The 26572-nt window shown below is 70.9% G+C and carries 25 protein-coding genes; 16 read left to right on the forward strand and 9 right to left on the reverse strand.

Going from position 1 to position 26572, the window contains the following annotated elements; translation table 11 throughout:
• Positions 1-15 precede the first annotated feature (15 nt).
• Genes clpB through LXT12_RS01510 form a run of 3 tightly spaced genes read right to left on the reverse strand, consistent with a single transcriptional unit; the run spans position 16 to position 3504 of the window.
• A complete protein-coding gene (gene clpB, locus LXT12_RS01500; RefSeq protein WP_233388760.1) occupies positions 16-2610 on the reverse strand; it encodes an ATP-dependent chaperone ClpB in 2595 nt (864 codons plus the stop codon).
• A 58-nt stretch (positions 2611-2668) separates the two neighbouring features.
• A complete protein-coding gene (gene crcB / locus LXT12_RS01505) occupies positions 2669-3034 on the reverse strand; it encodes a fluoride efflux transporter CrcB (RefSeq protein WP_233388762.1) in 366 nt (121 codons plus the stop codon).
• A complete protein-coding gene (locus tag LXT12_RS01510; RefSeq protein WP_233388764.1) occupies positions 3031-3504 on the reverse strand; it encodes a molybdenum cofactor biosynthesis protein MoaE in 474 nt (157 codons plus the stop codon). The genes crcB and LXT12_RS01510 overlap by 4 nt, the downstream gene beginning before the upstream one ends.
• 112 nt (positions 3505-3616) lie before the next feature.
• Here LXT12_RS01510 and LXT12_RS01515 point away from each other — a divergent pair, with 112 nt between their 5' ends.
• The 7 genes from LXT12_RS01515 to LXT12_RS01545 all read left to right on the forward strand — a co-directional run bounded on the left by LXT12_RS01515 (position 3617) and on the right by LXT12_RS01545 (position 10965).
• On the forward strand, positions 3617-4648 hold the full coding sequence (locus LXT12_RS01515; RefSeq protein ID WP_233388765.1) for an SPFH domain-containing protein: 1032 nt from the start codon (positions 3617-3619) through the stop codon (positions 4646-4648).
• Positions 4641-6233 carry a DUF4178 domain-containing protein gene (locus LXT12_RS01520; RefSeq protein ID WP_233388768.1) on the forward strand — a complete coding sequence of 531 codons (1593 nt, stop codon included), beginning with the start codon at positions 4641-4643 and terminating at the stop codon, positions 6231-6233. Before LXT12_RS01515 ends, LXT12_RS01520 begins: the two co-directional genes overlap by 8 nt.
• A gap of 25 nt (positions 6234-6258) precedes the next feature.
• Complete coding sequence (locus tag LXT12_RS01525; RefSeq protein ID WP_233388770.1) at positions 6259-6480, forward strand: DUF350 domain-containing protein; 222 nt, start codon at positions 6259-6261, stop codon at positions 6478-6480.
• A 90-nt stretch (positions 6481-6570) separates the two neighbouring features.
• Positions 6571-7515 (forward strand): hypothetical protein, encoded by a 945-nt coding sequence (locus tag LXT12_RS01530; protein ID WP_233388771.1) that lies wholly within the window; start codon positions 6571-6573, stop codon positions 7513-7515.
• On the forward strand, positions 7512-9068 hold the full coding sequence (locus LXT12_RS01535) for a polyamine aminopropyltransferase (RefSeq protein WP_233388774.1): 1557 nt from the start codon (positions 7512-7514) through the stop codon (positions 9066-9068). Before LXT12_RS01530 ends, LXT12_RS01535 begins: the two co-directional genes overlap by 4 nt.
• 7 nt (positions 9069-9075) lie before the next feature.
• Positions 9076-9324, forward strand: coding sequence for a hypothetical protein (locus LXT12_RS01540; protein WP_233388776.1), 249 nt, complete (start codon positions 9076-9078; stop codon positions 9322-9324).
• 36 nt (positions 9325-9360) lie between these two features.
• Positions 9361-10965: a flavin monoamine oxidase family protein gene (locus LXT12_RS01545; RefSeq protein WP_233388777.1), complete on the forward strand. Its 1605-nt coding sequence runs from the start codon at positions 9361-9363 to the stop codon at positions 10963-10965.
• Here LXT12_RS01545 and speD read toward each other — a convergent pair.
• The 6 genes from speD to LXT12_RS01575 form a co-directional block, all read right to left on the reverse strand.
• Positions 10955-11320, reverse strand: a complete 366-nt coding sequence (speD, locus tag LXT12_RS01550; protein ID WP_233388779.1) for an adenosylmethionine decarboxylase — start codon at positions 11318-11320, stop codon at positions 10955-10957. The genes LXT12_RS01545 and speD overlap by 11 nt on opposite strands.
• A 4-nt stretch (positions 11321-11324) precedes the next feature.
• Positions 11325-11576, reverse strand: coding sequence for a molybdopterin converting factor subunit 1 (gene moaD / locus LXT12_RS01555; protein ID WP_233389672.1), 252 nt, complete (start codon positions 11574-11576; stop codon positions 11325-11327).
• On the reverse strand, positions 11576-12787 hold the full coding sequence (locus LXT12_RS01560; protein ID WP_233388780.1) for a molybdopterin molybdotransferase MoeA: 1212 nt from the start codon (positions 12785-12787) through the stop codon (positions 11576-11578). Before LXT12_RS01560 ends, moaD begins: the two co-directional genes overlap by 1 nt.
• Positions 12780-14171, reverse strand: coding sequence for a threonine synthase (gene thrC, locus LXT12_RS01565; protein WP_233388782.1), 1392 nt, complete (start codon positions 14169-14171; stop codon positions 12780-12782). Before thrC ends, LXT12_RS01560 begins: the two co-directional genes overlap by 8 nt.
• A 133-nt stretch (positions 14172-14304) precedes the next feature.
• The gene (locus LXT12_RS01570; RefSeq protein WP_233388785.1) at positions 14305-15624 is read right to left on the reverse strand and encodes a homoserine dehydrogenase; all 1320 of its coding nucleotides are present in this window, start codon (positions 15622-15624) and stop codon (positions 14305-14307) included.
• 28 nt (positions 15625-15652) lie between these two features.
• A complete protein-coding gene (locus tag LXT12_RS01575) occupies positions 15653-16879 on the reverse strand; it encodes a pyridoxal phosphate-dependent aminotransferase (RefSeq protein WP_233388787.1) in 1227 nt (408 codons plus the stop codon).
• A 132-nt stretch (positions 16880-17011) separates the two neighbouring features.
• Between LXT12_RS01575 and LXT12_RS01580 the strand changes: the two genes are divergently transcribed.
• The 9 genes from LXT12_RS01580 (at position 17012) to LXT12_RS01620 (ending at position 26551) form a co-directional block, all read left to right on the forward strand.
• Positions 17012-17386 (forward strand): Mth938-like domain-containing protein, encoded by a 375-nt coding sequence (locus LXT12_RS01580; protein WP_233388789.1) that lies wholly within the window; start codon positions 17012-17014, stop codon positions 17384-17386.
• Positions 17387-17520: 134 nt separating this feature from the next.
• Entirely contained in the window at positions 17521-18000 is a 480-nt protein-coding gene (locus tag LXT12_RS01585; protein WP_233388791.1) for a peroxiredoxin, read from the forward strand.
• Between the two features lie 176 nt (positions 18001-18176).
• Complete coding sequence (locus LXT12_RS01590; RefSeq protein WP_233388793.1) at positions 18177-19853, forward strand: PhoH family protein; 1677 nt, start codon at positions 18177-18179, stop codon at positions 19851-19853.
• Between the two features lie 11 nt (positions 19854-19864).
• Positions 19865-20167 (forward strand): high-potential iron-sulfur protein, encoded by a 303-nt coding sequence (locus tag LXT12_RS01595; protein ID WP_233388795.1) that lies wholly within the window; start codon positions 19865-19867, stop codon positions 20165-20167.
• Between the two features lie 84 nt (positions 20168-20251).
• Positions 20252-21232 (forward strand): aldo/keto reductase, encoded by a 981-nt coding sequence (locus LXT12_RS01600; protein WP_233388797.1) that lies wholly within the window; start codon positions 20252-20254, stop codon positions 21230-21232.
• A gap of 48 nt (positions 21233-21280) precedes the next feature.
• Entirely contained in the window at positions 21281-22489 is a 1209-nt protein-coding gene (gene dinB, locus LXT12_RS01605; protein ID WP_233388799.1) for a DNA polymerase IV, read from the forward strand.
• Positions 22489-24864 (forward strand): ATP-dependent DNA helicase, encoded by a 2376-nt coding sequence (locus tag LXT12_RS01610; protein ID WP_233388801.1) that lies wholly within the window; start codon positions 22489-22491, stop codon positions 24862-24864. Before dinB ends, LXT12_RS01610 begins: the two co-directional genes overlap by 1 nt.
• Positions 24865-24985: 121 nt before the next feature.
• Entirely contained in the window at positions 24986-25615 is a 630-nt protein-coding gene (locus tag LXT12_RS01615; RefSeq protein WP_233388803.1) for a CAP domain-containing protein, read from the forward strand.
• Positions 25616-25768: 153 nt separating this feature from the next.
• Entirely contained in the window at positions 25769-26551 is a 783-nt protein-coding gene (locus LXT12_RS01620; RefSeq protein WP_233388806.1) for a tetratricopeptide repeat protein, read from the forward strand.
• Positions 26552-26572: the final 21 nt, after the last annotated feature.

The following is a 26572-nucleotide window of genomic DNA, read 5'->3' on the forward strand; positions in this document are numbered from 1 at the left end:
GGCGGCTGCCGCGGGTCAGTGCACCACCCGCCCGAAGCTGAACTCGCCGCCCGAGACGTTGACCGGGATCACGTCCTTGGGCCCGAACCGGCCTTCGAGGATGAGCTTGGACAGCGGGTTCTCGACGCGCTGCTGGATGGCCCGCTTGAGAGGCCGCGCGCCGAAGACCGGGTCGAAGCCGACCTTGGCGAGTTCGTCCAGCGCGGCATCGGACACGTCGAGCTTCATCTCCAGCTTGTCCAGGCGCGCCTCGAGCTGGCGCAGCTGGATCCTGGCGATGGCCTTGATGTTGTCCGCGCCCAGGGCGTGGAAGATCACGGTCTCGTCGATGCGGTTCAGGAACTCCGGCCGGAAGTGGCTCTTGACCTCGGTCCACACCGCGTCGCGGATGACGTCCTCGCCCTGCCCAGACAGCGCCATGATGTGCTGGGAGCCGAGGTTGGAGGTCATCACGATGACGGTGTTCTTGAAGTCCACGGTGCGGCCCTGGCCGTCGGTCAGGCGGCCATCGTCCAGCACCTGCAGCAGCACGTTGAACACGTCCGGGTGGGCCTTCTCGACCTCGTCGAGCAGCAGCACCGAGTAGGGCTTGCGGCGCACGGCTTCGGTCAGCGTGCCGCCCTCTTCATAGCCGACGTAGCCCGGAGGCGCGCCGATGAGGCGGCTGACCGAGTGCTTCTCCATGAACTCGCTCATGTCGATGCGCACCATGTGGTCTTCGCTGTCGAACAGGAAGCCCGCGAGCGCCTTGCACAGCTCGGTCTTGCCCACGCCCGTCGGGCCGAGGAACAGGAAGGAGCCGAGCGGGCGGTTGGGGTCGGACAGGCCGGCGCGCGAGCGGCGGATGGCGTCGGACACGGCCTGGATGGCCTCGTCCTGGCCGACGACGCGCTCGTGCAGCTTGGCTTCCATCTGCAGCAGCTTCTCGCGCTCGCCCTGCATCAGCTTGGACACCGGGATGCCCGTGGCACGCGCCACGACCTCGGCGATCTCCTCGGCGCCGACCTGGGTGCGCAGCAGCTGCGGGCGGTCGCCCGTCTTGCCCTTGGCGTTCTCCTTGTCCTGGGCTTCCTTGAGCTTCTTCTCGAGGTCGGGCAGCTTGCCGTACTGCAGCTCGGCCACCTTGTTGAAGTCGCCCTTGCGCTTCCAGTCCTCGATCTGCTGGCGGATGCGGTCGATCTCTTCCTTGACCTGGGCCGAGCCCTGGGCCTGGGCCTTCTCGGCCGTCCAGATCTCCTCCAGGTCGTCGTACTCGCGCTGCAGCTTGAGCAGTTCGTCCTCGATCAGGCCCAGGCGCTTCTGCGAGGCCTCGTCCTTCTCCTTCTTGACCGCCTCGCGCTCGATCTTGAGCTGGATCATGCGGCGGTCGAGGCGGTCCATGGCCTCGGGCTTGGAGTCGATCTCGATCTTGATCTTGGCCGCGGCCTCGTCGATGAGGTCGATGGCCTTGTCGGGCAGGAAGCGGTCGGTGATGTAGCGGTGGCTCAGCTCGGCCGCGGCGACGATGGCCGGGTCGGTGATCTCCACGCCGTGGTGGACCTCGTACTTCTCCTGCAGGCCGCGCAGGATGGCGATGGTCGCCTCCACGCTGGGTTCGTCCACCAGTACCTTCTGGAAGCGGCGCTCCAGCGCGGCGTCCTTCTCGACGTACTTGCGGTATTCGTCCAGCGTCGTCGCGCCGATGCAGTGCAGTTCGCCGCGCGCCAGCGCCGGCTTGAGCATGTTGCCCGCGTCGATGGCGCCCTCGGCCTTGCCGGCGCCCACCATGGTGTGGATCTCGTCGATGAAGAGAATGGTGCGGCCCTCGTCCTGGGCGACTTCCTTGAGCACGCCCTTCAGGCGCTCCTCGAAGTCGCCGCGGTACTTGGCGCCGGCCAGCAGCAGCGCCATGTCCAGCACCAGCACGCGCTTGTTCTTCAGGCTGTCGGGCACCTCGCCGTTGACGATGCGCTGGGCCAGGCCCTCGACGATGGCCGTCTTGCCCACACCCGGCTCGCCGATGAGCACGGGGTTGTTCTTGCTGCGGCGCTGCAGCACCTGGATGGCGCGGCGGATCTCCTCGTCGCGGCCGATGACGGGGTCGAGCTTGCCCAGGCGGGCGCGCTCGGTCAGGTCGAGCGTGTATTTCTTGAGCGCCTCGCGCTGGCCTTCGGCCTCCGCGGATTCCACCTTCTGGCCGCCGCGCACGGCCTCGATGGCCGCCTCCAGCGACTTGCGCGTCAGCCCGTGGCCGCGCACGACGCCGGCCAGGTCGGTCTTGGCGTCGGCCAGGGCCAGCAGGAACATCTCGCTGGCGATGAACTGGTCGCCGCGCTTGGTGGCCTCCTTCTCGGCGGCCTGCAGCAGGGCGACGAGGTCACGCCCGGCCTGCACCGTCTGCCCCGAGCCGCTGACCTGGGGCAGGCCGGCCATCAGGCCGTCCAGTGCCGCACGCAGGCCGCCGGCATTGACGCCCGCACGCTCCAGCAGGGCGCGGGGGCCTTCGTCCTGGGCCAGCATGGCGGCCAGCACGTGGACGGGCTCGATGTAGGGGTTGTCGCGGGCGAGGGCCAGGCTCTGGGCATCGCCCAGGGCCTCCTGGAAGCGGGTGGTGAACTTGTCGGCACGCATGGTGGTAATCCTCCGGTTGCGAGACAAGTGGGCGCCTGGCGGCGCTTTTCAAGTTGCGCTAAATCAAGGCCTGGATCAGTCGCATGCCCAGCCAGGCGGCCAGCAGGGAGCCTAGAACGTGAGCCAAGGTATGGGCAAGGGCCATGCCCAGCTCGCCATGCCGCAGCAGCGCCAGCGATTCGCCGGAAAACGCCGAAAAGGTCGTCAGTCCGCCCAGGAAGCCCGTCACCAGCAGCAACTTGAGCAGCTCGTTGGGCTGGCGGCCGAACCACTCCAGCGCCATGCCGATCAGCAAGCCACCCACCAGGTTCACCAGCAGGGTGCCGAGCGGAAAGCCTGCCCAGCGGGTGTTGAACAGCAGGCCGGCCTGCCAGCGCGTGAGGGCGCCCAGGGCGGCGCCGATGGACACGGCCAGGGCGTTCATCGGGCGTTGCTCCCGGCGATGCCCCAGCGGGCCAGGGCCTCGTCGTCGCTCGTGCGGGCATCCACCCAGTGGGCGCCGTCCGGCGTGTGCTCCTTCTTCCAGAACGGAGCCTGGGTCTTGAGGTAGTCCATCAGGAATTCGCAGGCCTGGAAGGCCTGGCCGCGGTGGGCGCTGGCCACCAGGACGAGGACGATCTGGTCCCGCGCCTCCAGGCGGCCGACGCGGTGGATGACCTTAGCGGCGCGGATGTCGAAGCGCGCGAAGGCCTCGTCCACCATGGCCTCGATGGCCGCCTCCGTCATGCCGGGGTAGTGCTCGAGCTCCATGCCGGTCACGGCCTGGCCGCCGCTGAGCTCGCGCACGGTGCCCACGAAGGCGACGACGGCGCCCACCCCGCCATCCCCAAGGCGCAGGGCGGTCGTTTCGGCATGGAGGTCGAAATCCTCCGTCTGGATGCACACTCTCGGCATGGCACGGATTGTCACCGCGGCGCGCGGTGAGATTCACCTGTTTGGGACGTCCGGCGCCCGGTCGCGGCCGGATACTGCGGCCCATTTCTTCTGACCGCATGCGGGAAACGACATGGCCCTGATGGATTTCATCAAGAAACAGTTCATCGACATCATCCAGTGGACGGAGGACGGCGACGGGACCCTGGCCTGGCGCTTCCCGATGGCCGGCATGGAAATCCAGAACGGCGGCCAGCTGGTGGTGCGCGAGTCTCAAGTGGCCGTCTTCGTCAACGAGGGCCAGGTGGCCGACGTCTTCGGCCCCGGCACCCACCGCCTGACGACCCAGACGCTGCCGGTCCTGACCTACCTGAAGAACTGGGACAAGCTCTTCGAGTCGCCCTTCAAGAGCGACGTCTACTTCTTCAGCACCCGCCAGCAGATCGACCAGCGCTGGGGCACCAGCCAGCCGGTCGCCATCCGCGACAAGGACTTCGGCGCCGTGCGCCTGCGCGCCTTCGGCAACTACGCCTACCGCATCCAGGACCCCAAGACCTTCCACAGCCAGGTCTCGGGCACCCGCGAGCGCTACACGGTACAGGACCTGGAAGGCCAGCTGCGCGGGCTGATGCTGCAGCACATCAGCGACGCCGTCGCCAGCAGCGGCACGCCCTTCCTGGACCTGGCCGCCAACCAGGTGGAGTTCGCCGCCGCCCTCAAGAACGCCACCGCGCCCGCCTTCGCCGCCCTCGGCCTGGAGCTGGTGACGGTGACGATGCAGAACGTCTCCCTGCCGGAAGAGCTGCAGAAGATCCTGGACCAGCGCATCGGCATGGGCATCATCGGCCAGAACATGGGCCAGTTCATGCAGTACCAGGCCGCCCAGGCCCTGCCGGAGATGGCCAAGGGCGTGGGCAGCGGCGGCAGCGGCATCGCGGGCGAGGCCGTCGGCCTGGGTGCCGGCGTGGCCCTGGGCCAGACGCTGGCGCAGACCCTGGGCCAGGGCCTGGCCGGCGTCGGCACCGCCGCCCCGGCCCCGGCGGCCAGCAAGCCCGACGACATCGTGGCCCTGCTGGAGAAGCTCGGCGACCTCAAGGCCAAGGGCATCCTGACCGACGAGGAATTCGCCGCCAAAAAAGCGGACCTCCTGAAGAAACTTGGCTGACCAGGCGCCAGCCGCGCAGCGCCGCTGGCGCGCCGCCTGCCCGAACTGCGGCGCGCCGGTCGAGTTCGCCAGCGCAGCGTCGACCACGGCCGTCTGCGGCTTCTGCCGCAGCACGCTGCTGCGCGACGGCGAGGCGCTGAGCCAGATCGGCCAGAGCGCCGAAATCTTCGAGGACTATTCACCCCTGCAGCTGGGCGCAACCGGCCGCTACATGGGCCGCGGCTTCGCCGTGGTCGGCCGGGTGCAGCGCGGCTCTGAACTCGGCAACTGGAACGAATGGCATCTGCTCTTCGACGCCGGCCCGGAGACGCCGCGCGTCGCCTGGCTCAGCGAGGACAACGGCCAGTTCGTCATCAGCCTGGAGGCGCCGCTCGCGGAAGCGCCCCCTGAGGCGCCCGGCGTGGGCCTGCCTATCACGGTGGCGGGCCAGCGCTGGCAGGTCGCCGCCGTCGTCGAGGCCGCCCTGCGCGCCGCCGAAGGCGAACTGCCCCGCCCGCCCAAGGCCGGCCGCGTCGTCGAGTTGCGCAACGCCCAGGGCGAGGTCGGCAGCCTCGAATACCGCGTGGGCCAGCCGCCGGTCTGGTCGATAGGGCGCAGCGTGGCCCTGGCCGACCTGGCCCTGGAAGGCCTGCGCACCACGGCCGAGGGCGAGTCCGTCGCCGAGGCGAAGTTCAAGGGCAGGGCAATCGCCTGCCCCAGTTGCGGCGCACCGCTGGAACCCAAGCTCGCGCAGTCCAAGAGCATGGTCTGCGCCCAGTGCAGCGCCGTCGCCGACCTGCCCGAGGGGGAGTCCAAGGCCCTGGGCTTCACGCCCCAGGACCGCGGCCTGCCGCCGCTGATTCCGCTGGGCCGCACCGGCACGCTGGCCGTCGACGGCAAGCCCGAAGCCTGGACCGTCGTCGGCTACCAGGAGCGCTGCGACATCCCCGAAGACGCCGACGACGAGCAGAGCTTCTGGCGCGAATACCTGCTCTACAACCGCCTGGCCGGCTTCGCCTTCCTCGTCGACACCCGCGAGGGCTGGAGCCTGGTGCGCACGCTGACCGGCGCGCCGGCGCCCGCGCGCGGCGGGGTCAGCTGGCAGGGGCGGGACTACACCCAGCGCTGGACCTACGGCGCCAAGACGACCCACGTGCTCGGCGAGTTCTACTGGCCCGTGCGCCTGGACGACCGCGTCCAGGTCACCGACTTCGCCAGCCGCGACGGCCAATACCTGCTCAGCCGCGAGCAGCAGGGGCCGGAGGTCACCTGGAGCGGCGGCGGCGTGCTGCCGGCCGAGACCGTCCGCAAGGCCTTCGGCCTGGTCGGGCCGGCCGTGCCCTTCGAGCGCGACGCCTCGGCCTTCAAGAGTGGCAACACGCTGCTGCGCAACATCGTGATCGGCCTTTTCCTCGTCGTGCTGCTCTTCGCCCTGCTGCGCGCCTGCTCCGGCGACGACTGTCAGCCCTACAAGGACAGCTTCGGCGAGAACAGCAACGAATACCGCCAATGCCGCGCCAACCTGCGCAGCGGCAGCAGCGGCTACGTCGGCAGCGGCGGTGGCAGCTACGGCGGCTACAGCAGCGGCGGCGGCGGCCACAAGTAAGCTCACTGCTCCCAAGGAGAACCCCATGACCCTCGACTGGCTCAGGCCCGAAGTGATCCTCGGCTCGACGATGTATGCCGTCATCGGCGTCGTCATCTTCTGGGTCTCGTTCGTCATCGTCGACAAGATCACCCCCTACAAGCTGTGGGAGGAACTCGTCGAGCACAAGAACGTGGCCCTGGCCATCGTCGTCGGCGCGATGTGCCTGTCCATCGGCAACATCGTCGCCGCGGCCATCCACGGCTGATGCCCCTGTCCGCCACGGGGGCAGCCAAGGTGCCGGCCCCGCCTTTCCGGTGGACACTCGCGCGTCGATGAACGACCGCACAGGCCAGCCATGACTTTTTCCGTCCGCCGCCTCGCCACGGCCCTGACCCTCCTCCTCGCCGGGGCCGCCTCGGCCGCCGACGCCCCGCCCGACATCGCCGTCTTCGTCGCCCGCCTCGACCTCGAGGCCGCCACGGTCAGCGAGGTGCGCGACATCACGCCCGGCAAGGGCAGCAGCTTCCAGCCGGCCTTCACGCCCGACGGCAAGGCCGTCGTCTACACCTCGGGCCGCACGGGCTCGAACAACGTCTACCGCTACGACCTGGCGCAGGGCACGACCACGGCCGTCACCGCGACGACCGAGAACCTGTACTCGCCCACGCCGCTGGCCGACAGCAGCGGCTTCTCGGCCATCCGCGTGGTCACGGCCGACCCGGCCTACGGCATCGAGATGAACCTGCCCTCGCTCTGGCTCTTCGGCTGGGACGGCAAACCCGCCGCGCCGGTCGTGCCGGTCAAGCGCATCGGCTACCACGCCTGGATCACGCCCGACCTCGTCGCCGCCTTCCTCGTCGACGACGTGCCCGACCGCAATGCCCACCGAGCCGTGCTCATCAGTCGCACCACCGGTCGGCAGACGCTGCTGACCGACAAGCCCGGCCGCTCGCTGGGCCGCACGGCCGACGGCAAGCGCGCCCTCTTCGTCGACCAGACCGACCCCGCGCACTGGGTCATCGCCGCCATGGGCGCGGGCGATGCCAAACCGCAAGTCCTGGTGGAGACGCCGGCCCCGGCCGCGGGCGAAAAGGAGTCTCAGCGCAGCGCCTACTTCGCCGCGCTGCCGGACGGCTCGCTGCTGATGGCGCACGGCGCCCGGCTGCTGCGCTGGGACGGCCAGCCCGGCGGGAGCTTCCGCCCCCTGGCGGACGTGCCGGGGCTGGGCGGCGCCATCCGCACCCTCGCCGTCAGCCCCGACGGCAAGCGCCTGGCCCTGTCGGTGCTGCGCCAGCCGTGACGCCCGCGCCGCCCGCCGCGCGCGTGTCCCTGGCCGAGCTGCTGCTGCTGGCCAGCGTCTTCGTCATCGCCGCCTGCGGCCTGGTCTACGAGCTGGCGGCCGGGGCGCTGGCGAGCTATCTGCTCGGCGACTCCATCCTGCAGTTCTCCACGGTCATCGGCGTCTACCTCTTCGCCATGGGCCTGGGTTCGTGGCTGTCGCGCTTCGTCGAGCGCCAGCTGGTGGGCGTCTTCCTGCAGGTGGAGCTGCTGGTGGGCGTGGTCGGCGGGCTGATGCCGGCCGGCCTCTTCGCCGTGCACAGCCTGCTGCCGCCGGGCGAGGGCGCGGCCTTCCGCACCCTGCTCTACGCCCTGGTGCTGGTGGTGGGCGCGCTGGTGGGCCTGGAGATCCCGCTGGTGATGCGCATCCTCAAGCGCCACTTCAGCGCCCGCTACGGCCTCAAGGACCTGGTCTCGCAGGTGCTCACCTTCGACTACCTCGGCGCCCTGCTGGTGGCCCTGGCCTTCCCGCTGGTGCTGGTGCCGCAGCTCGGGCTGGTGCGCACCGGCATCGCCTTCGGCCTGCTCAACGTCGGCGTGGCCGTGTGGGCGCTGTGGATCTTCCGCGCAGAGCTGCGGGCGCGGCGCAGCCAGGCCGTGGCCTGCGCGGTGTCGGCCGTGCTGCTGCTGGCCGCGCTGCTCGGCGCCGAGCAGCTCACGCGCTGGTCCGAGGAGCGCTTCTACGGCGAGCACATCATGCTGCGCCAGAGCAGCGCCTACCAGCGCATCGTCGTGACCGACGGCGGCGGCGGCACGCGGCTCTTCCTCAACGGCAACCTGCAGTTCCACTCGCGCGACGAATACCGTTATCACGAGGCCCTCGTCCACCCCGCCATGGCCGCCCACGGGGCACCCAAGCGGGTGCTGGTGCTCGGCGGTGGCGACGGCATGGCCGTGCGCGAGGTCCTGAAGTACCCGAGCGTCGAGCAGGTCACCCTCGTCGAGCTGGACCCGCTGATGACGCGCCTGTTCACCGACACGCCCAAGCTCGCCGCCCTGAACGGGCATTCGCTGTCCAACCCCAAGCTGCGCATCGTCAATGCCGACGCCTTCGGCTGGCTGGAACAGCACCCGGACGTCTTCGACGTCATCGTCATCGACTTCCCCGACCCCTCCAACTTCGCCCTCGGCAAGCTCTACACGGCGAGCTTCTACGAGCTGGTGGACCAGCATCTGAGCGCCGCGGGCTACGCCGTCGTGCAGACCACGTCGCCGCTGATCGCCCGGCGCAGCTTCTGGACGGTCGTCACGACGCTGGAGTCGGTCGGCCTCACCGCCACGCCCTACCACGCCCACGTGCCGAGCTTCGGCGAATGGGGCTTCGTGCTGGCCTCGCACCGGCCCTTCCGGGTGCCCGCCGCGCTGCCGGCCGGCCTGCGCTTCCTGAGCCCGCAAAGCCTGCCGGCGCTGCTGGACTTCCCGCCCGACATGGCGCGCGTGCCGACCGAGGTCAACCGCCTGTCCAACCAAGTGCTGGTGCAGGAGTTCGAGGCCGAGTGGGGCAAGGTGCACTGAGCCGCCCATGCAACCCGATGCCTCCCTCGCCCAGGCCGACGTGCCGACCACGCCGGCCAACACCGATGCCCACGACCTGGACAGCGTCTACCGCAACCTCGTCCACGGCGTGGGGCATGAGCACGTAACCGACGACAACGTCGAGGAACTTATCCGCCGTGCCGAGGCCGACAACCACCCGGTGCTGGCCGCCGAACTGCGCGAATGGCGTTCGCCCTGCGGCGACGACAGCGCCACGCCCAAGCGCGCCTCCTGAGCGCCGCGCGAGGGCGGCGCTGGTACGCTGCCGCCCTTGCGCCCACCTGCCTCCGCCCCCTCTCCTGCCGCCTGCGCCGCCGCCTCGCCGGTCGGCCCGAGCCGCCGCACGCTGCTGCTGGGCCTGCTGGCCAGCGGCTGCAGCCCCGACGCGCCGGCCTGGCAGGGCGGCTGGGTCGGCACCCACCCCGAGCGCGCCCATCGTCTGCGCGCCGGGGAGCTGCCGGCGGCCGGCGGGCCGCTGCGACGAGCCGGCGTGATCGTCGTCGGCAGCGGCATCGCGGGCCTGGCCTGTGCGCGCCAGCTCGCGCGGCGCGGCGTCGACGACATCGCCCTGCTCGACCTGGAAGACCAGGCTGGCGGCAACAGCCGCGGCCACGAGCTGGGCGGCGTGGCCTGCCCGCTGGGAGCCCACTACCTCCCCCTGCCGGGCCCGCAGGCCCGCGAGGTGGCGGAGCTGCTGCACGACCTGGGCCTGGCGCGCGAGGAGTCCGGTCGCACGGTTTGGGACGAGCGCCACCTCTGCCACAGCCCGCAGGAGCGCCTCTTCATCGACGGCGAATGGCGCGACGGCCTGCTGCCGCCGCCCGACGGCGCGGCGTCGCTGGCCCAGTACCGGCGCTTCGCCGACCTCGTCGCCCGGGCTCAGGGCGAGCTGGGCTTCGCCATGCCCAGCCACCGCGCGCCCTGGACGCCCGCCCATGCCGCACTGGACGCCCTGTCGTTTGCCGCCTGGCTGGACGGCCACCGCCTCTCCGACGCACGGCTGCGCTGGTACCTGGACTACTGCTGCCGCGACGACTACGGCGCCGACTCACACACTGTGTCGGCCTGGGCCGGCCTGCACTACTTCGCCAGCCGCCACGGCTTCCACGCCCCCGGCGACGAGACGGCCGAGCGCGAACCCGTGCTGACCTGGCCCGAGGGCAACGGCTGGCTGTCCCGGCGCCTGGCCGAGCCGCTGCGCGAGCGCCTGCATCTCGGCCGCACCGTGCTGCGCGTGACCGAGCAACGCAGCGGCGTGGAGCTGCTGGCCTGGAACGAGGCCGCCGGCGCCCCCGAGCGCTGGGCGGCCCGCGCTGTCGTGCTGGCCACGCCCCTCTTCGTCGCCGCCCGGCTGCTGGCCGCACCGCCCGAGGCGCTGCGGGCCCTGAAGCAGGCCCACGCCCCCTGGCTGACCGCCAACCTCGCGCTTCGCGAGCCGCTGCTGGCGCGCCCCGGCGCGCCGCCGTCCTGGGACAACGTGCGCTACGGCTCCGCGGCCCTGGGCTACGTCGACGCCCGCCACCAGGACCTCGACCCGACGCCCCGGCCGCCACGGCTGACGGCCTATCTCGCCTTGCCCCAGGCCAGCCGCGCGGAGCTGCTGGCGAAGCCCTGGCAGCACTGGGCGCAGGCCGCGACGGCCGACCTCGCCCTCACCCACCCCGACCTGCCGGACAAGCTCGAGCGCATCGACCTCTGCCGCTTCGGCCACGCGATGAGCATCCCCACGCCGGGCCTGCGCGGGTCCGCCGCGCTCGCCGCGCTCCATGCCCAGCGCGGGCGTGTCGTCTTCGCCCACAGCGACCTGGCGGGGTATTCGGTGTTCGAGGAGGCCTACACGGCCGGCATCGAGGCCGCGGCCCGGCTCAGCCTCTGAGGAGCTGCTGGCGGCGGACCTCGGTGGGCTGGAAGGAGGCAATCAACGCCTCCAGCAGCGCACGCGCCTTGTCGCTGTTGTCGCTGCCGTAGTTGCAGACGTAGACGTCCAGCGTCACGCCGCCCAGCTCGGGCCAGGTGTGGACCGCCATGTGGGACTCGGCCAGCAGCACGACGCCGGTGATGCCGGCCTGGCCATCGGCCGGGCCGAAGCGGTGCATCAGCTCGGCCACGCCGCTCAGGCCGGCGGTTCGCACGGCCTCGCGGCAGACCGCGGCCAGCCGCGCCGCGTCGGTCATCAGCGCCAGCGCCGGGTCGACGCCGCGCAGGTCGGCCGTCAGGTGCAGGCCCTGCATGGGCTCAGCCGCCGGTCACGGGCGGGAAGAAGGCCAGCTCGTCGCCCTCGGCCAGCACGGCGGTCTCGGGCGCCATCTTCTGGTTGAGCGCCGAACGCACGGCCCGGCCGCGCGCCAGCGCCTGGGCATGCCGGTCGTCCCGGGCCATCAGGGCCTCGCGCGCCGCGGCGACCGTGCTGCCCTCCGGGAGCTGCAGCGTCCCGGCCTCGCCGAGCTTCTCCCGCAGCGAGGCGAAGAACCTGAGCTTCACCGTGATCACGACAGCAGCTCCGAAAACGGGATGAAGCGCACCAGCTCGCCCTGGGCGAAGGCCTGGCCGGCGGGGTTGTCCAGCAGGCCGTCGGCCCAGAAGGCCGAGGTCAGCACGCCGCTGCTCTGGTTGCCGAACAAGGCCAGGCCGCTGGCCTCGTCCAGGCGCACGCGCAGGAACTCGCGGCGCTTGTCGGGCTTGGGCCAGTCGAAGCCGGCGGGGATGCGGTAGCCGCGCGGCGCCAGCCGGGCCGCGCCCTGCAGCTTGAGCAGGAAGGGCCGCACCAGCACGCAGAAGGTCACGAGACTGGACACCGGATTGCCAGGCAGGCCGATGAAGTGGGCCTGGCCGACTCGCCCGCAGGCGAAGGGCTTGCCGGGCTTGATGGCGATGGCCCAGAGGTCCAGGTGCCCCTCGGCCTGCACGGCGGGCTTGAGGTGGTCTTCTTCGCCGACGGACACGCCGCCCGAGGTGACGATGACGTCCGCCTTTGCGGCCGCCTCACGCAGCGCGGCTCGGGTGGCGTCCAACCGGTCGGGCACGATGCCCAGGTCGATGACCTCGCAGGAGAGGCCTTCCAGCAGGGCGCGCAAGGTGAAGCGGTTGGAGTTGTAGATGGCGCCGGGCGGCAGGGGCTCGCCGGGCATGACGAGTTCGTCGCCCGTGGAGAACAGGGCCACGCGCGGGCGGCGGGTGACGGTCAGCTCGGCGGCGCCGGCCGTGGCGGCGAGGCCGAGTGCCACGGCATCCAGCCGCGTGCCGGCGGGCAGCACGACGCCGCCGGCCTTCACGTCCTCACCGCGCAGGCGCACATGCTGGCCCGGCCTGACGGGCTGGGTCACGCGCACGCGGCCGTCCACGAGCTCGGTGTGCTCCTGCATGACGACCGCGTCGGCGCCGGGCGGCACCTGGGCGCCGGTGAAGATGCGGGCCGCCTCGCCGGCCGCGAGGGGCTGCGGCACGCTGCCGGCGGGGATGCGCTGGGTGACCGGCAGCGCCCCGCCCGCGTCCGCGGCGCGCAGGGCATAGCCGTCCATGGCCGAGTTGTCGGCGGGCGGCACGTCCACGGGGGAGACCAGGTCCGCGGCCAGCACGCGGCCACGGGCGGCCGTGGTGGGCAGGGTCTCGCGCCCGGCGAGGGGCTGGACCTGCGCCAGCAGCGTGGCCAGCGCGTCGTCCAGGGGAGTCAGGGCAGGTTTCTTCGCGGCATCAGACATGGGCGTGAATGTAGGCCTTCACGGCTTCCACATCCGCCGCCATGACTTTGACGCGCTTGGGCAGGTTCTCGATGCCTTCCAGCCCCGCCGGCCGCGGCGGCTCGATGGCCAGCGCCTCTCGGATGGTGGCCGCGAACTTGGCCGGCAGGGCCGTCTCCAGCACCAGCATCGTGACGGCGGGGTCGCGCTTCTCCAGCGCGACCTTGAGGCCGTCGGCCGTGTGGGGGTCGATGACCACGCCGTGCTCCGCATGGCAGCGGCGGATGGTCGCCACGCGGTCGGCGTGCGTGCTGCGGCCGGAGGTGAAGCCGAAGCCCGCGATGCCGGCATGCTCGCCGGCTGCCACTTCGAACTGCGGCACGGTGAAGTGCTGCTTCACCCGCGCGCCGTCGCGGCCCAGCAGGTCGAAGACGAAGCGCTCGAAGTTGCTGGCCTTGGAGATGTCCATCGACGGGCTGGAGGTCTCGTGCGTGTCGGCCGTGCCCCGCGGACGGTAGGCGCCGGTGCGGAAGAACTCGTCGAGCACGTCGTTCTCGTTGGTGGCCACCACCAGCTTGTCGATGGGCAGCCCCATCTGCCGGGCCACGTGGCCGGCACAGACGTTGCCGAAGTTGCCTGACGGCACGGTGAAGCTGACCTTCTCCGCGTTCGTCTTCGTGGCCTGGAAATAGCCTGCGAAGTAGTAGACGACCTGGGCCAGCAGCCGCGCCCAGTTGATGGAGTTGACCGTGCCGATACGGTGCTGGCGCTTGAAGGCGAGGTCGTTGGAGACGGCCTTGACGATGTCCTGGCAGTCGTCGAACACGCCTTCGATGGCGATGTTGTGGATGTTGGCGTCCTGCAGGCTGAACATCTGTGCCTGCTGGAAGGGGCTCATGCGCCCGTTCGGGCTGAGCATGAAGACGCTGACGCCCTTCTTGCCGCGCATGGCGTACTCGGCCGCGCTGCCGGTGTCACCCGAGGTGGCGCCCAGGATGTTCAGCGTCTCGCCGCGGCGGCCGAGCTCGTACTCGAACAGCGCGCCGAGCAGCTGCATGGCCATGTCCTTGAAGGCCAGCGTCGGCCCGTTGGACAGGCCCTGCAGGGCGATGCGCTCGCCCAGCCAGGTCAGCGGGGTGATTTCCTTCGTACCGAACACCTGCTCGGTGTAGACCTTGCGCGTGATCGCATGCAGGTCGTCGGCCGGGATGTCGTCGATGTAGAGGGACAGGATCTCGAAGGCCAGGTCGGCATAGGCCAGGCCGCGCCAGCGCGTGAGCGTGGCGTCGTCCACCTTGGGGTAGGCCTTGGGCAGGTAGAGGCCGCCGTCGGGGGCGAGGCCTTCGAGGAGGATGTCAGAGAAGCCGCGCTCGGTCTGGTCGCCGCGGGTGGAGATGTACTTCATGATGCTTTCACCGTGAGCAAACCGCTCGCGGCATCCAATGGATTGGTCAAGCGGCAGCCGTGGAACCGGCTTTGCCGGGCCACCGGCTGCGCCCCCTTGAGGGGGAGGCGCGAAGCGCTTCGGGGGTGGGCCATCACGCGAGTTCTTCCTTGCGGATGCGCACAATGGGCGCCAGCACCGTCGGCAGGCCCTGCATCTTGGCCAGGGCCTCGTTCATGCGGCCCTCGACGGTGTCGTGGGTCAGGATGATGAGGTCGGTCTGGCGCTCGCCTTCGGCCGACTCGCGCTGCAGCACCGCGTCGATGGAGATGTCGTGCTCGGCCAGGATGGTGGTGATGCGCGAGAGCACGCCCGGCTGGTCGGCCACCACGAGGCGCAGGTAGAAGGCGGTGTGGACCTCGGCCATCGGCAGGATGGGCGTGTCGCTGATGGCGTCGGGCTGGAAGGCCAGGTGGGGCACGCGATGGTCGGGGTCGGCCGTGGCCAGGCGGGTCACGTCCACCAGGTCGGCGACGACGGCCGAGGCCGTGGGTTCGGCGCCCGCGCCCTTGCCGTAGTACAGCGTCGTGCCGACGGCATCGGCTTGCACGACGACGGCGTTCATCGCGCCTTCGACGTTGGCGATGAGGCGGCTGGACGGGATCAGCGTCGGGTGCACGCGCAGCTCGATGCCGCCCGGGCGGCGCCGCGTGATGCCCAGCAGCTTGATGCGATAACCGAGCTGTTCGGCGTACTTGATGTCGGTGGCCTGCAGGCTGCTGATGCCCTCGACGTGGGCCTTGTCGAACTGCACCGGCACGCCGAAGGCGATGGCACTCATGAGGGTCAGCTTGTGGGCGGCGTCCACGCCCTCGATGTCGAAGGTGGGGTCGCTCTCGGCGTAGCCCAGGCGCTGGGCTTCCTTCAGCACGGTGGCGAAGTCCAGGCCCTTGCCACGCATCTCCGACAGGATGAAGTTGGTGGTGCCGTTGATGATGCCGGCGATCCACTCGATGCGGTTGGCCGTCAGGCCCTCGCGCAGCGCCTTGATGATGGGGATGCCGCCGGCCACGGCCGCCTCGAAGGCGACGACGACGCCCTTCTCGCGCGCGGCCTCGAAGATCTCGGTGCCGTGCAGGGCCAGCAGGGCCTTGTTGGCGGTGACGACGTGCTTGCCGTTGGCGATGGCCTGCAGCACCAGGCTGCGCGCGGGCTCGATGCCGCCGATGAGTTCCACGACGATGTCGATGTCGGGATTGGCCACCAGTTGCTGGGGATCGCCGACGCAGGGCACGCCGTCGCCGACGATGGCCTGGAAGGCCTTGGCACGCTCGGGGTTGCGTGCGGCCACCATGGCGATCTCGATGCCCCGGCCGGCCCGGCCGCGAATCTCGGCCTGGTTGCGCTGCAGGACGTGGAAGGTGCCGGCACCGACGGTGCCGAGGCCGATCAGGCCGACTTTGATCGCGTTCATCGCAGCTCTCTCAGGACAGGAAGGAAATTCAGGCGGAATGGCGGCGGCGGTAGCCCGCCAGGAAGCGTTCGATGCGACCGACGGCCTCGCGCAGGTCGTCCACATTGGGCAGGAAGACGAGGCGGAAGTGGTCGTGCTCGGGCCAGTTGAAGCCGGTGCCCTGGACGATGAGCACCTTCTCCTCGGCGAGCAGTTCGTAGGCGAACTGCTGGTCGTCGGCGATGGGGTAGAGCTTGGGGTCCAGGCGCGGGAACATGTAGAGCGCCGCCTTCGGCTTCACGACGCTGACGCCCGGGATCTGCGTGAGCAGCTCGTAGGCCAGGTCGCGCTGGTGGCACAGGCGGCCGGTGGGCGCGACGAGGTCCTTGATGCTCTGGTAGCCGCCCAGGGCCGTCTGGATCGCCAATTGACCCGGCGTGTTGGAGCACAGGCGCAGCGAGGCCAGCATGTTCAGGCCCTCGATGTAGTCGCGGGCATGGCGCTTCTCGCCGCTCACCACCATCCAGCCGGCACGGTAGCCGCAGGAGCGGTAGTTCTTGGACAGGCCGTTGAAGGTGATGAAAAGCACGTCGTCCGCCAGCGACGCCATGCTGGTGTGCACGTTGCCGTCGTACAGCGTCTTGTCGTAGATCTCGTCGGCGAAGACGACGAGCTGGTGGCGGCGCGCCAGCTCGATGATGCCGAGCAGCAGGTCGGTCGGGTACAGCGCCCCGGTCGGGTTGTTGGGGTTGCAGACCATGATGCCCCGGGTGCGGGGCGTGATCTTGGATTCGATGTCCGCCAGGTCGGGCAGCCAGCCGGCGCCCTCGTCGCAGCGGTAGTGCACCGGCCGGCCGCCGGAGAGGCCGACGACGGCCGTGTAGAGCGGGAAGTCGGGCGCAGGGATCAGGATCTCGTCGCCGTCGTTGACCAGGGCGTTGATCGCCATCTGGATCAGCTCGGAGGCGCCGTTGCCGAGGTAGACGTCGTCCACCGTCACGCCCTTGACGCCCTTCTCCTGCGTGTAGTGCACCACGGCCTTGCGCGGCGCGAACAGGCCCTTGCTGTCGGTGTAGCCGCCGGCGTCGCCGAGGTTGCGGATCATGTCCTGCACGATCTCGTCGGGCGGCGTCAGCCCGAACACCGCCGTGTTGCCGATGTTGAGCTTGATGATCTTCTGGCCCTCTTCCTCCATCTGGCGGGCCTTGTCCAGCACCGGGCCACGGATGTCGTAGCTGACGCTGGCGAGCTTGCTGGACTTGGCAATGGGCTTCAAGAGGGGCTCCGACGCAGGGGTTGCTGCAGTGCAATAAGGGGGATCTCGGAGTTTAAGCAAGGGGCGGGAACGCGGTCTGCCGTTCTGGGCGACACTCGCGCCCGGCCTTCCCGGCCCGCAGCCCCGTTCCCGATGAAGTTCCAGCTCGACGAGCCGCAAGGCGGCAACAGCATTTCCCGCCATGACACCCAGGGCGTCTGGGTCAACGGCCAGCCCCACAGGGCCAGCGTCCTCGTGCCCTGGAAGGGCGAGGTGGTGGCCTGGCCACCTTCGCGCTTCGAGGAACTTCAACCCGCGCATTTCGAAGCCATCAAGGCGCTGAAGCCGGAGCTGGTGATCTTCGGCAGCGGCGCGCGGCTGCGCTTCCCGAGCCCGGCGCTGTGGCGCGGGCTGGTGGAGTCGCGCATCGGATTCGAAGTCATGGACATCGCCGCCGCCTGCCGCACGTACAACGTGCTGGCCAGCGAGGGCCGCAACGTGCTGGCGGCATTGTTGATCGAGGGATGACCTTCGGGCCAGGGGCGGGGGCGCCGCGGCCTTATAATTGCTGGCTATTGCCTGCGGGCGCCCGCGTGACAAGCTGCACACCGCAGCGGGTCACGAGCCGGGGACCCCGCGAGCCCAACTTGCCGCACCCCCCAATGACGCCTGCGCTCAACAAACCCCTGCCGGAAATTGAGGCTCAAGCCACCGGCGGCGTGAAGTTCACCGGCAACGCCTTCCTGGGCAAGTCGGTCGTGCTGTATTTCTACCCGAAAGACAACACGCCCGGTTGTACCACCGAGGCGATGCAATTCCGCGACCGCCACAAGGACTTCGTGAAGGCCGGCGCCGTCGTGTTCGGCGTCTCGCGCGACAACATGGCCTCGCACGAGAAGTTCAAGCAGGCCCTGGAGCTGCCCTTCGAGCTGATCGCCGACACCGAAGAGAAGCTCTGCCACATGTTCGGCGTGGTCAAGAACAAGATCATGTACGGCAAGAAGGTCAAGGGCATCGAGCGCTCCACCTTCCTGATCGCCCCGAACGGCGTGCTGGTCGGCGAGTGGCGTGGCATCAAGGTCGCCGGCCACGTCGACGAAGTGCTGAAGGCCGTCAAGGGTCTCAAGAAGGAAGCCGCCTGAGCGTCCGCAGGACGCGTTGTTCTCCGACATCGCGGGGGCCCGCGGGGTGTGCATAATCAACCCATGCCCCGGGTCGCATCCTTGTCTCAGACTGCAAAGCCGCACTCATCCTGTGCGGCTTTTTGCTTTCTGGTGCCTGGTTCGCATGGGGTTCACTTCCTGTCGACCCGCCGTACATGCCACTGCCCAAGCCTCCTGCACAACGCGCCAGCCGCCTCGATGCCACCGCTTATTCGGCCACTCTGACCCCCAGCAAACCCGGCGCCCGCCCCGCGGCGCCGGTGCCCACCGCCACTCCAGCCGCCTCCGCCCCGAGCGCCGAGGTGCTGCGCCTTCCCACCCCCTCGTCGCCCGCCACCCCGCCCTCCGGCGCCAGGCCTGAGGCCGCGCCCCGGCAGGCCGCCAAGGCCCCGGCCCGCTCGGCCGCGCCCAAGCGCAGCCGCAAGGCCGCCGAGGCCGCCAAGCTCTTCGTGCTGGACACCAACGTCCTCATGCACGACCCGATGTCCCTGTTCCGCTTCGAGGAGCACGACATCTTCCTGCCCATGATCACGCTGGAAGAGCTGGACGGGCACAAGAAGGGCATGACCGAGGTCGCCCGCAACGTGCGCCAGGTCAGCCGCGAGCTCGACCAGCTCGCCGCCAGCCTCAAGAGCAGCAGCATCGAGGAGATGGCCAAGGGCCTGCCGCTGGCCGGCACCGGCCACCGCGAGGCCGAGGGCAAGCTCTTCTTCCAGACCGAGCTGATCGACACGCCTCTGCCCCAGGGCCTTCCCCAGGGCAAGGCCGACAACCAGATCCTCGGCGTCGTGCAGGCGCTCAAGGGCCTGCACCCGGGCCGCGAGGTCGTGCTGGTGTCCAAGGACATCAACATGCGCATCAAGGCCCGCGCCCTGGGCCTGCCGGCGGAGGACTACCGCAACGACAAGACGCTGGAGGACTCCGACCTCCTCTATACCGGCGTCCAGGCCCTGCCGGCGGACTTCTGGGAGCGCCACGGCAAGACCATGGAGAGCTGGCAGCAGGGCGGCACCACCTTCTACCGCATCAGCGGGCCGCTGGTGCCGACGCTGCTCGTCAACGAACTGGTCTACCTCGAAGCCCCCGGCGCCACGCCGTTGTACGCCAAGGTCACCGAGATCACCGGCAAGACGGCCGTGCTCAAGACGCTGAAGGACTACGGCCACCAGAAGAACGCCGTCTGGGGCGTGACGGCCCGCAACCGCGAGCAGAACTTCGCCCTCAACCTGCTGATGGACCCTGAGTGCGACTTCGTCACCCTCACGGGCACGGCCGGCACCGGCAAGACGCTGATGACCCTGGCCTCCGGCCTGTCGCAGGTGCTCGACGACCGCCGCTACAGCGAGATCATCGTCACCCGCGTGACCGTGCCCGTAGGCGAGGACATCGGCTTCCTGCCCGGCACCGAGGAAGAGAAGATGGGCCCCTGGATGGGCGCGCTCGACGACAACCTCGAGGTGCTGGCCAAGGGCGACTCCTCCGCTGGCGAGTGGGGCCGCGCCGCCACCAACGACCTGGTGCGCAGCAAGATCAAGATCAAGAGCCTGAACTTCATGCGCGGGCGCACCTTCCTGAACAAGTTCGTCATCATCGACGAGGCCCAGAACCTCACGCCCAAGCAGATGAAGACCCTCATCACCCGCGCCGGCCCCGGCACCAAGATCGTCTGCCTGGGCAACCTCGCGCAGATCGACACGCCCTACCTCACCGAGGGCAGTTCGGGCCTGACCTTCGCGGTGGACCGCTTCAAGGGCTGGGCCCACAGCGGCCACGTGACCCTGGCGCGCGGCGAGCGTTCGCGGCTGGCGGACTTCGCCTCCGAGGTCCTGTGAGGGCGCGGCGCGTGGGCACTCTGTCGCGCCGCCGGCTCATCCAGCTCGTGCCGCTGCTGGGCGCCGGGCTGGCCCGCGCCCAGTCCCAGCCGCTGCTCCAGGAAGGCGACGACGAAGCCAAGGCCGTGGACTACCACGCCGACGCCGCCAAGGTGGACCGCGCCAAGTCGCCGAAGTACGCCCCCGGCCAGACCTGCGCCAACTGCAGCCTCTACGCCCCGGACGGCGACAAGCCCAGCGGCGGCTGCGGCCTCTTCTACGGCAAGGACGTGCTGGCCAAGGGCTGGTGCAACGCCTGGGAAAAGAAGGCCTGACAAAGCCAGGGCCGGGCGAAACCCCGGCAAGCGGGATGGGAGCGCCATCAACGACAATGCGCCTCCCACTTCCCGCTGTTCGCCATGATCTACCGTCCTCTCGGCCGCACCGGCTGGAACGTCTCCGCCATCAGCTTCGGCGCCTGGGCCATCGGCGGCACCTGGGGCGACACCGACGACACGGCCGCCATTGCGGCCCTGCACCACGCCCTGGACCGCGGCGTGAACTTCTTCGACACCGCCGACGTCTACGGCGACGGCCACAGCGAGCGGCTGCTCGCCCGGCTGCGCCGTGAGCGGCCCGGCGAAGCCTTCCACGTCGCCACCAAGGCCGGCCGCCGCCTGAACCCGCATGTCGCCGAGGGCTACCGCGACCTGCGCCCCTTCGTCGAGCGCAGCCTCGCCAACCTCGAGACCGAGGCGCTGGACCTGCTGCAGCTGCACTGCCCGCCCAGCGCCGTCTACGCCATGCCCGAGGTCTTCGACGCCCTGGACGACCTCGTCCGCGAGGGCAAGCTGCGCCACTACGGCGTCAGCGTCGAGCGCATTGACGAGGCCATGGCGGCCCTCGCCTACCCTGGCGTGCAGTCCGTGCAGATCATCTTCAACCTCTTCCGCCAGCGGCCCGCCGAAGCCTTCCTGCCCGCGGCGCAGGCGGCCCGGGTCGGCGTGCTGGCCCGGCTGCCGCTGTCCAGCGGCATGCTCAGCGGCAAGTTCACGCGGCAGAGCCGCTTCAGCGACGACGACCACCGCAAGTTCAACCGCCAGGGCGAAGCCTTCGACAAGGGCGAGACCTTCTCCGGCGTCGACTACGAGCAGGGCCTGGCCGCCGTCGAGGAGCTGCGCGGCCTGCTGCCGCCCGGCGTGAGCATGGCCCGCCTGGCCCTGCGCTGGATCCTGATGCACGAGGCCGTGACCGCCGCCATCCCCGGCGGACGCACGCCCGAGCAGGTGGACGAGAACGTCAGCGCCGCCGACCTGGCCGCCCTGCCCGCGCCGCTGATGCAGGCCCTGGCCGACCTCTACCGCCGCCGCATCGCGCCGCAGGTGCACGCGCTGTGGTGACCGGGCCTGCTGCCAGGGCCTGACCCGCCTGGCCGGACAATCCCGGCCATGCCGCAGCCCGACCGCTGGATCGCCCACCTCGACATGGACGCCTTCTACGCGTCCGTCGAGCTGCTGCGTTATCCGCAGCTCAAGGGCGAGGCCGTCGTCATCGGCGGGCGGCGGGCCGATGCGCCGCGGCAGCGCGAAGACGGCTCCTGGCAGTACGCCCGGCTGCGCGACTACACCGGCCGCGGCGTCGTCACCACCTCCACCTACGCCGCCCGGGACCTCGGCGTGTTCTCGGCCATGGGCCTGATGAAGGCCGCGCTGCGCGCGCCCGACGCCATCCTGCTGCCGGCTGACTTCGACAGCTACCGCAAGTACTCGCGCCTGTTCAAAGCCGCCGTCGCGGAGGTGGCGCCCGTCATCGAGGACCGCGGCATCGACGAGATCTACATCGACCTGACGGACGTGCCCGGCGTGCGCGACGCCGTCGGCCACGACCCGCTCGGCGGCGTCAAGGCCGTGGCGCGGGAGATCAAGAACTCCGTCTGGCGGGCCACGGGCCTGACCTGCTCCATCGGCATCACGCCCAACAAGCTGCTCAGCAAGATCGCGAGCGAACTCGACAAGCCTGACGGCATCACCGTGCTGACCCTGGCGGACATTCCGGCGCGCATCTGGCCGCTGGCCGTGCGCAAGATCAACGGCATCGGCCCCAAGGCGGGGGACCGCCTCGTCAAGCTCGGCCTGCAGACGGTGGGCGACATCGCCGCCGCCGACCCGCGCTGGCTTATCGAGCAGTTCGGCGAAAGCTACGGCCACTGGCTGCACAACGCCGCGCACGGCCGCGACTCGCGCCCCATCGTCACGCACAGCGAGCCGGTCTCCATCAGCCGCGAGACCACCTTCGAGCGCGACCTGCACGCCGTGCACGACAAGGCCCTGCTCGGCGGCATCATGGACGAGCTCTGCGAACGCCTGGCGCAGGACCTCGCCCGCAAGCGCTACGCCGGCAAGACGGTGGGCATCAAGCTGCGCTTCGAGGGCTTCGTCACCGTCACGCGCGACCAGACGCTGAAAACGCCCATCCTCACGGCCGCCGACATCCGCCATGCCGCGGGCCTGTGCCTGAAGCGCGTCAAGTTCGACAAGCGGCTGCGGCTGATGGGCGTGCGCATCGGCAACCTCGTCCATGCCAGCGAGGTGCCGCCGGCCGTGCCGGCCGCGGAGCGCGCCAAGGCGCCCGAGCGGGAGAATCTCTCGCTGTTCTGATGACGTCGCCCGAGCCTTCTTCCTGGACCTACACCGTCTCGGTCCGCAGCCTGTGCGAGTTCACCGCCAAACGCGGCGACCTCGACCGCCGCTTCACGCCCTCGGCCACCGCCCTCGAAGGCCAGGCCGGGCAGATGGCCGTCATCGCCCGACGCTCGCCAGGCTATGAGACCGAGCTGCCGCTGCAGGGCCAGCACGGCCACCTGCGCGTGCGCGGCCGGGCCGACGGCTTCGAAGCCGACGTGAACCGGCTGGAAGAGATCAAGACCATCCGCGGCCCGGTAGAGATCATTCCGGAAAACCGCCGCGCCCTGCACTGGGCGCAGCTCGAGACCTACGGCGCCCTCATCGCCGCCGATCGTGGCCTGGCCGAGCTGGAGCTGGCCCTGGTCTACGTGGATGCCGACACCCAGCACGAGACCGTGCTGCGCGAGACCGTGGCGGCCCCGGCGCTGCAGGCCGCCTTCGAGGCCCGCTGCCGAGCCTTCGAGGCCTGGGCGGCCCAGGAGGCGGGCCACCGCGCCGCGCGCGACGAGGCGCTGGCGCAACTGCCCTTCCCGCTGGGCGAACTGCGCCCCGGCCAGCGCCTGCTGGCCGAGGCCGTCTACCGCGCCACCGCCCACGGCCGCTGCCTGCTGGCCCAGGCGCCCACGGGCATCGGCAAGACCCTGGGCACCCTCTACCCGCTGCTGCGCGCCATGCCGTCCCGGCAGCTCGACAAGATCGGCTACATGACCTGCAAGGGCACCGGCCGCATCATGGCCCTGGACGCCCTGCAGGCCCTGCGCGAAGCGACGCCGGGGCGCCACCTGCGCGCGCTCACGCTGGTCGCCAAGGAGCAGGCCTGCGAGCACCCGACCCTGGCCTGCCATGGCGACGCCTGCCCCCTGGCCCGCGGCTTCTACGACCGCCTGCCCGCCGCCCGCGAGGAGGCGGTCCGCACCGCCTGGCTGGACCCGTCCGCCCAGCGCCGCATCGCCCTGCAGCACGGCATCTGCCCCTACTACCTCGGCCAGGAGCTGCTGCGCTGGGCCGACGTGGTCGTCGGCGACGTGCACCATGCCTTCGATCCGCATGGCCAGCTCTTCAACCTCGCCCAGTCCCAGGACTGGCGCCTCGCGCTGCTGGTGGACGAGGCCCACAACCTCGTCGACCGCGCCCGCGCCATGTACAGCGCCACGCTGAGCCTGCAAAGCGTGCGCGACACCCTGCCCCAGGCGCCCAAGCCCATGCGCCCGACGCTGCGCCGGCTGGCGCGTGAACTGGCCACCCTGGCCGGCGCCCAGCCGGCCGCCTACCAGGCCTTCGCCGAGGTGCCCGAGGCCCTGGCCGACGCCCTGCAGCTCGTCAACGCCGCCCTGGGCGAGCACATGCAGAACCATCCGCTCGAGAACGGGCCGCTGATGCAGTTCTATTTCGAGACCCTGTCCCTGCAGCGGGTCCTCGACAAGTTCGGCGAGCACTCGCTGTGCGACCTGGAGCGCGGCGCCGCCACGGCGCGGGCCGCCGCACCGGCCGAGCCCCGCGCCGCCGTGCCGGTCAACCTCTCGCTGCTCGACGACGACCCGGACCACGCTGAGGACACCGGGCCCGCGCTGCCCGACGGAGCCGACGTGCTGCTCTCCATCCGCAACATCGTGCCCGGCGCCTTCCTGAGGCAGCGCTTCGAGGGCCTGCACAGCGCGACGCTCTTCTCCGCCACCCTCGGCCCGGCCGACTACCAGCGCGACCTGCTCGGCCTGCCGGAGGACACCGCCTGGATCGACGTGCCTGCGCCCTTTCCGCCCGAGCACCTGAGCGTGCGTGTGGCCGACCGCCTGTCCACGCGCTACGAGCACCGCGAGGCCTCGCTCGACGCCCTCGTGGCCGTGCTGGCGCGGCAGTTCGAAGAGCACCCGGGCAACTACCTCGCCTTCTTCAGCAGCTTCGACTACCTCGACAAGGCCGCGGCCCGCCTGGCCCGGCGCCACCCCAGCGTGCCGCAATGGAGCCAGTCCCGCGCGATGGGCGAGGCGGCGCGGCGGGCCTTCCTCGACCGCTTCGTGCCGGACGGCCGCGGCATCGGCTTCGCGGTGCTGGGCGGCGCCTTCGCCGAGGGCGTGGACCTGCCCGGCACGCGCCTGATCGGCGCCTTCATCGCCACGCTGGGCCTGCCGCCGGTGTCGCCGCTGCAGGAGCAGATCCGCGAGCGGCTGGACGGCCTCTTCGGCGCCGACCACGGCTATGCCGACCTCGTGCCCGGCATGCAGAAGGTCGTGCAGGCGGCCGGGCGCGTGCTGCGCTCGGTGGACGACCGCGGCTGGGTCTGGCTGCTGGATCGGCGCTACCGCCGGCCCGAGGTGCGCGCGCTGCTGCCGGCCTGGTGGCAGCTCTGAATGCGGCTTAAGTCACGAAGCGCCGCGGTGGCCGAGGGCAGTTGTGTGGGGATGTTGCCCGCCGTCAGCCCCGGCTGCACCCGGTAACCGGCGCCGACGGGGCCCATGCGACGCTGGCGGCATGCGCCGCTTCCCCGCCACAGCCCTCACCCGCCCGACGGCATCCCGCCTCGCGTCCACCGCCCTGCTCGCCAGCCTGACCATCCTCGCCGCCTGCGGTGGCGGCGGCGGCTCCAGCGCCACTGCGCCGGCCACGCCTTCCGCGCCGGCCTCCTCGGCTTCGCAGCCGACCAGCACCGCGGGCACCCGCATCACCTGCAACCTGCCCAACTTCGAGGCCGAGATGCTGGCGGCCGTCAACGCGCGCCGCCGCGCCGGCGCCAGCTGCGGCACGCGCGGCAGCTTCCCGGCCGCTCCCGACCTGGCCTGGAACGCCGCCATCACCCAGGCCGCCGTCGCGCACAGCGACGACATGGTCGCGCGCAACTTCTTCGACCACACCGGCAGCGACGGCAGCAGCCCCGGCGACCGCATGACGGCCGCCGGCTACCCCTGGCGCGGCTGGGGCGAGAACATCGCAGCCGGCCAGTCCAGCGTCGCCGAGGTGGTGGACGGCTGGATGAAGAGCGACGGCCACTGCGCCAACCTGATGAACGCGGCCTTCCGCGACATCGGCGTGGCCTGCGTCGCCGGCAATGCCGGCACCCCCTACCGCAGCTACTGGACGCAGGACTTCGGTACGCCTCGATAGACAGTTAGCGGCCACCGCGCCCGGCCGCGGCGATTCGTGAAATCCTCACGGTCCCGCCACACCCGGCGACGAGAGGCGCTGTGCTCGCCGGCCAGGCGGCCGGGGCGGGCCCGTCCTCCTCCGCGAGAATGCAGGAAGACGCCTTTCCCGCCCATGAAGTCCCCACACCCCGGCGCCGCCCCGGACACCGTGGCCGTCACCACCGCCGCCGTCAACCCGCTGCAGCAGGGCCTGGCCCTGTTCCAGGCCACGCCGCCCGACTACGCCCGCGCCGTGGGCTGGTTCCGCGCCGCCGCCGAGAGCGGCGACGGTGACGGCCTGGCCATGCTGGGGTTGTGCCAGCTCGAGGGCCTGGGCATGCCGGCCGACCCGGTCCAGGCCCGCGCCCTGCTGGAGCGCGCCGCGGCACGCAGCAGTGCCATCGGCCGCTTCCAGTTCGGGCGTGTGCTGATGACCGGGCGCGGCGGCCCGGCCGACGAGGCGCGCGGCCTGTCGGCCTATGTGTCCGCCGCCGCCATGGGCCATGCCGAAGCCACCTTCAACCTCGCCAACTGCCTGTACGCCGGCGTGGGCTGCCTGCCCGACCGCCTGGCGGCCAAGGCCCTCTACCTGCGCAGCCGCAACCTCGGCTGCGCCCTGCGCCCGCAAGGCGTGCTGGTGCACAAGCGCGAGCTGAAGGCCGTCCGGACGCTGGCCCACCGCTTCGCCGACCCACGCCGCCTGGCCTTCCTCATCGGCGAGCGCCAGCAGGAACTGGCCCTGGTGCAGGCCGTCGTGCAGCCCCGCATCGAGCAGCGCCGCAAGGCCGACAAGCCCCAGCCGCTGCGCCAGGCCGGCCGCCTGGCCGTGGGCGTGGTCGCCGCCGTGGCGGGCACGCTCGGCGGCTATCTGCGGCCCCCGTCCAGCGATGCCGGACCGACGACGCTCAGCTTCTGATCTCCACGCCGAGGGCCAGGC

It is taken from the genome of Pelomonas caseinilytica (assembly GCF_021353235.1).
GTDB lineage: Bacteria > Pseudomonadota > Gammaproteobacteria > Burkholderiales > Burkholderiaceae_C > Pelomonas > Pelomonas caseinilytica.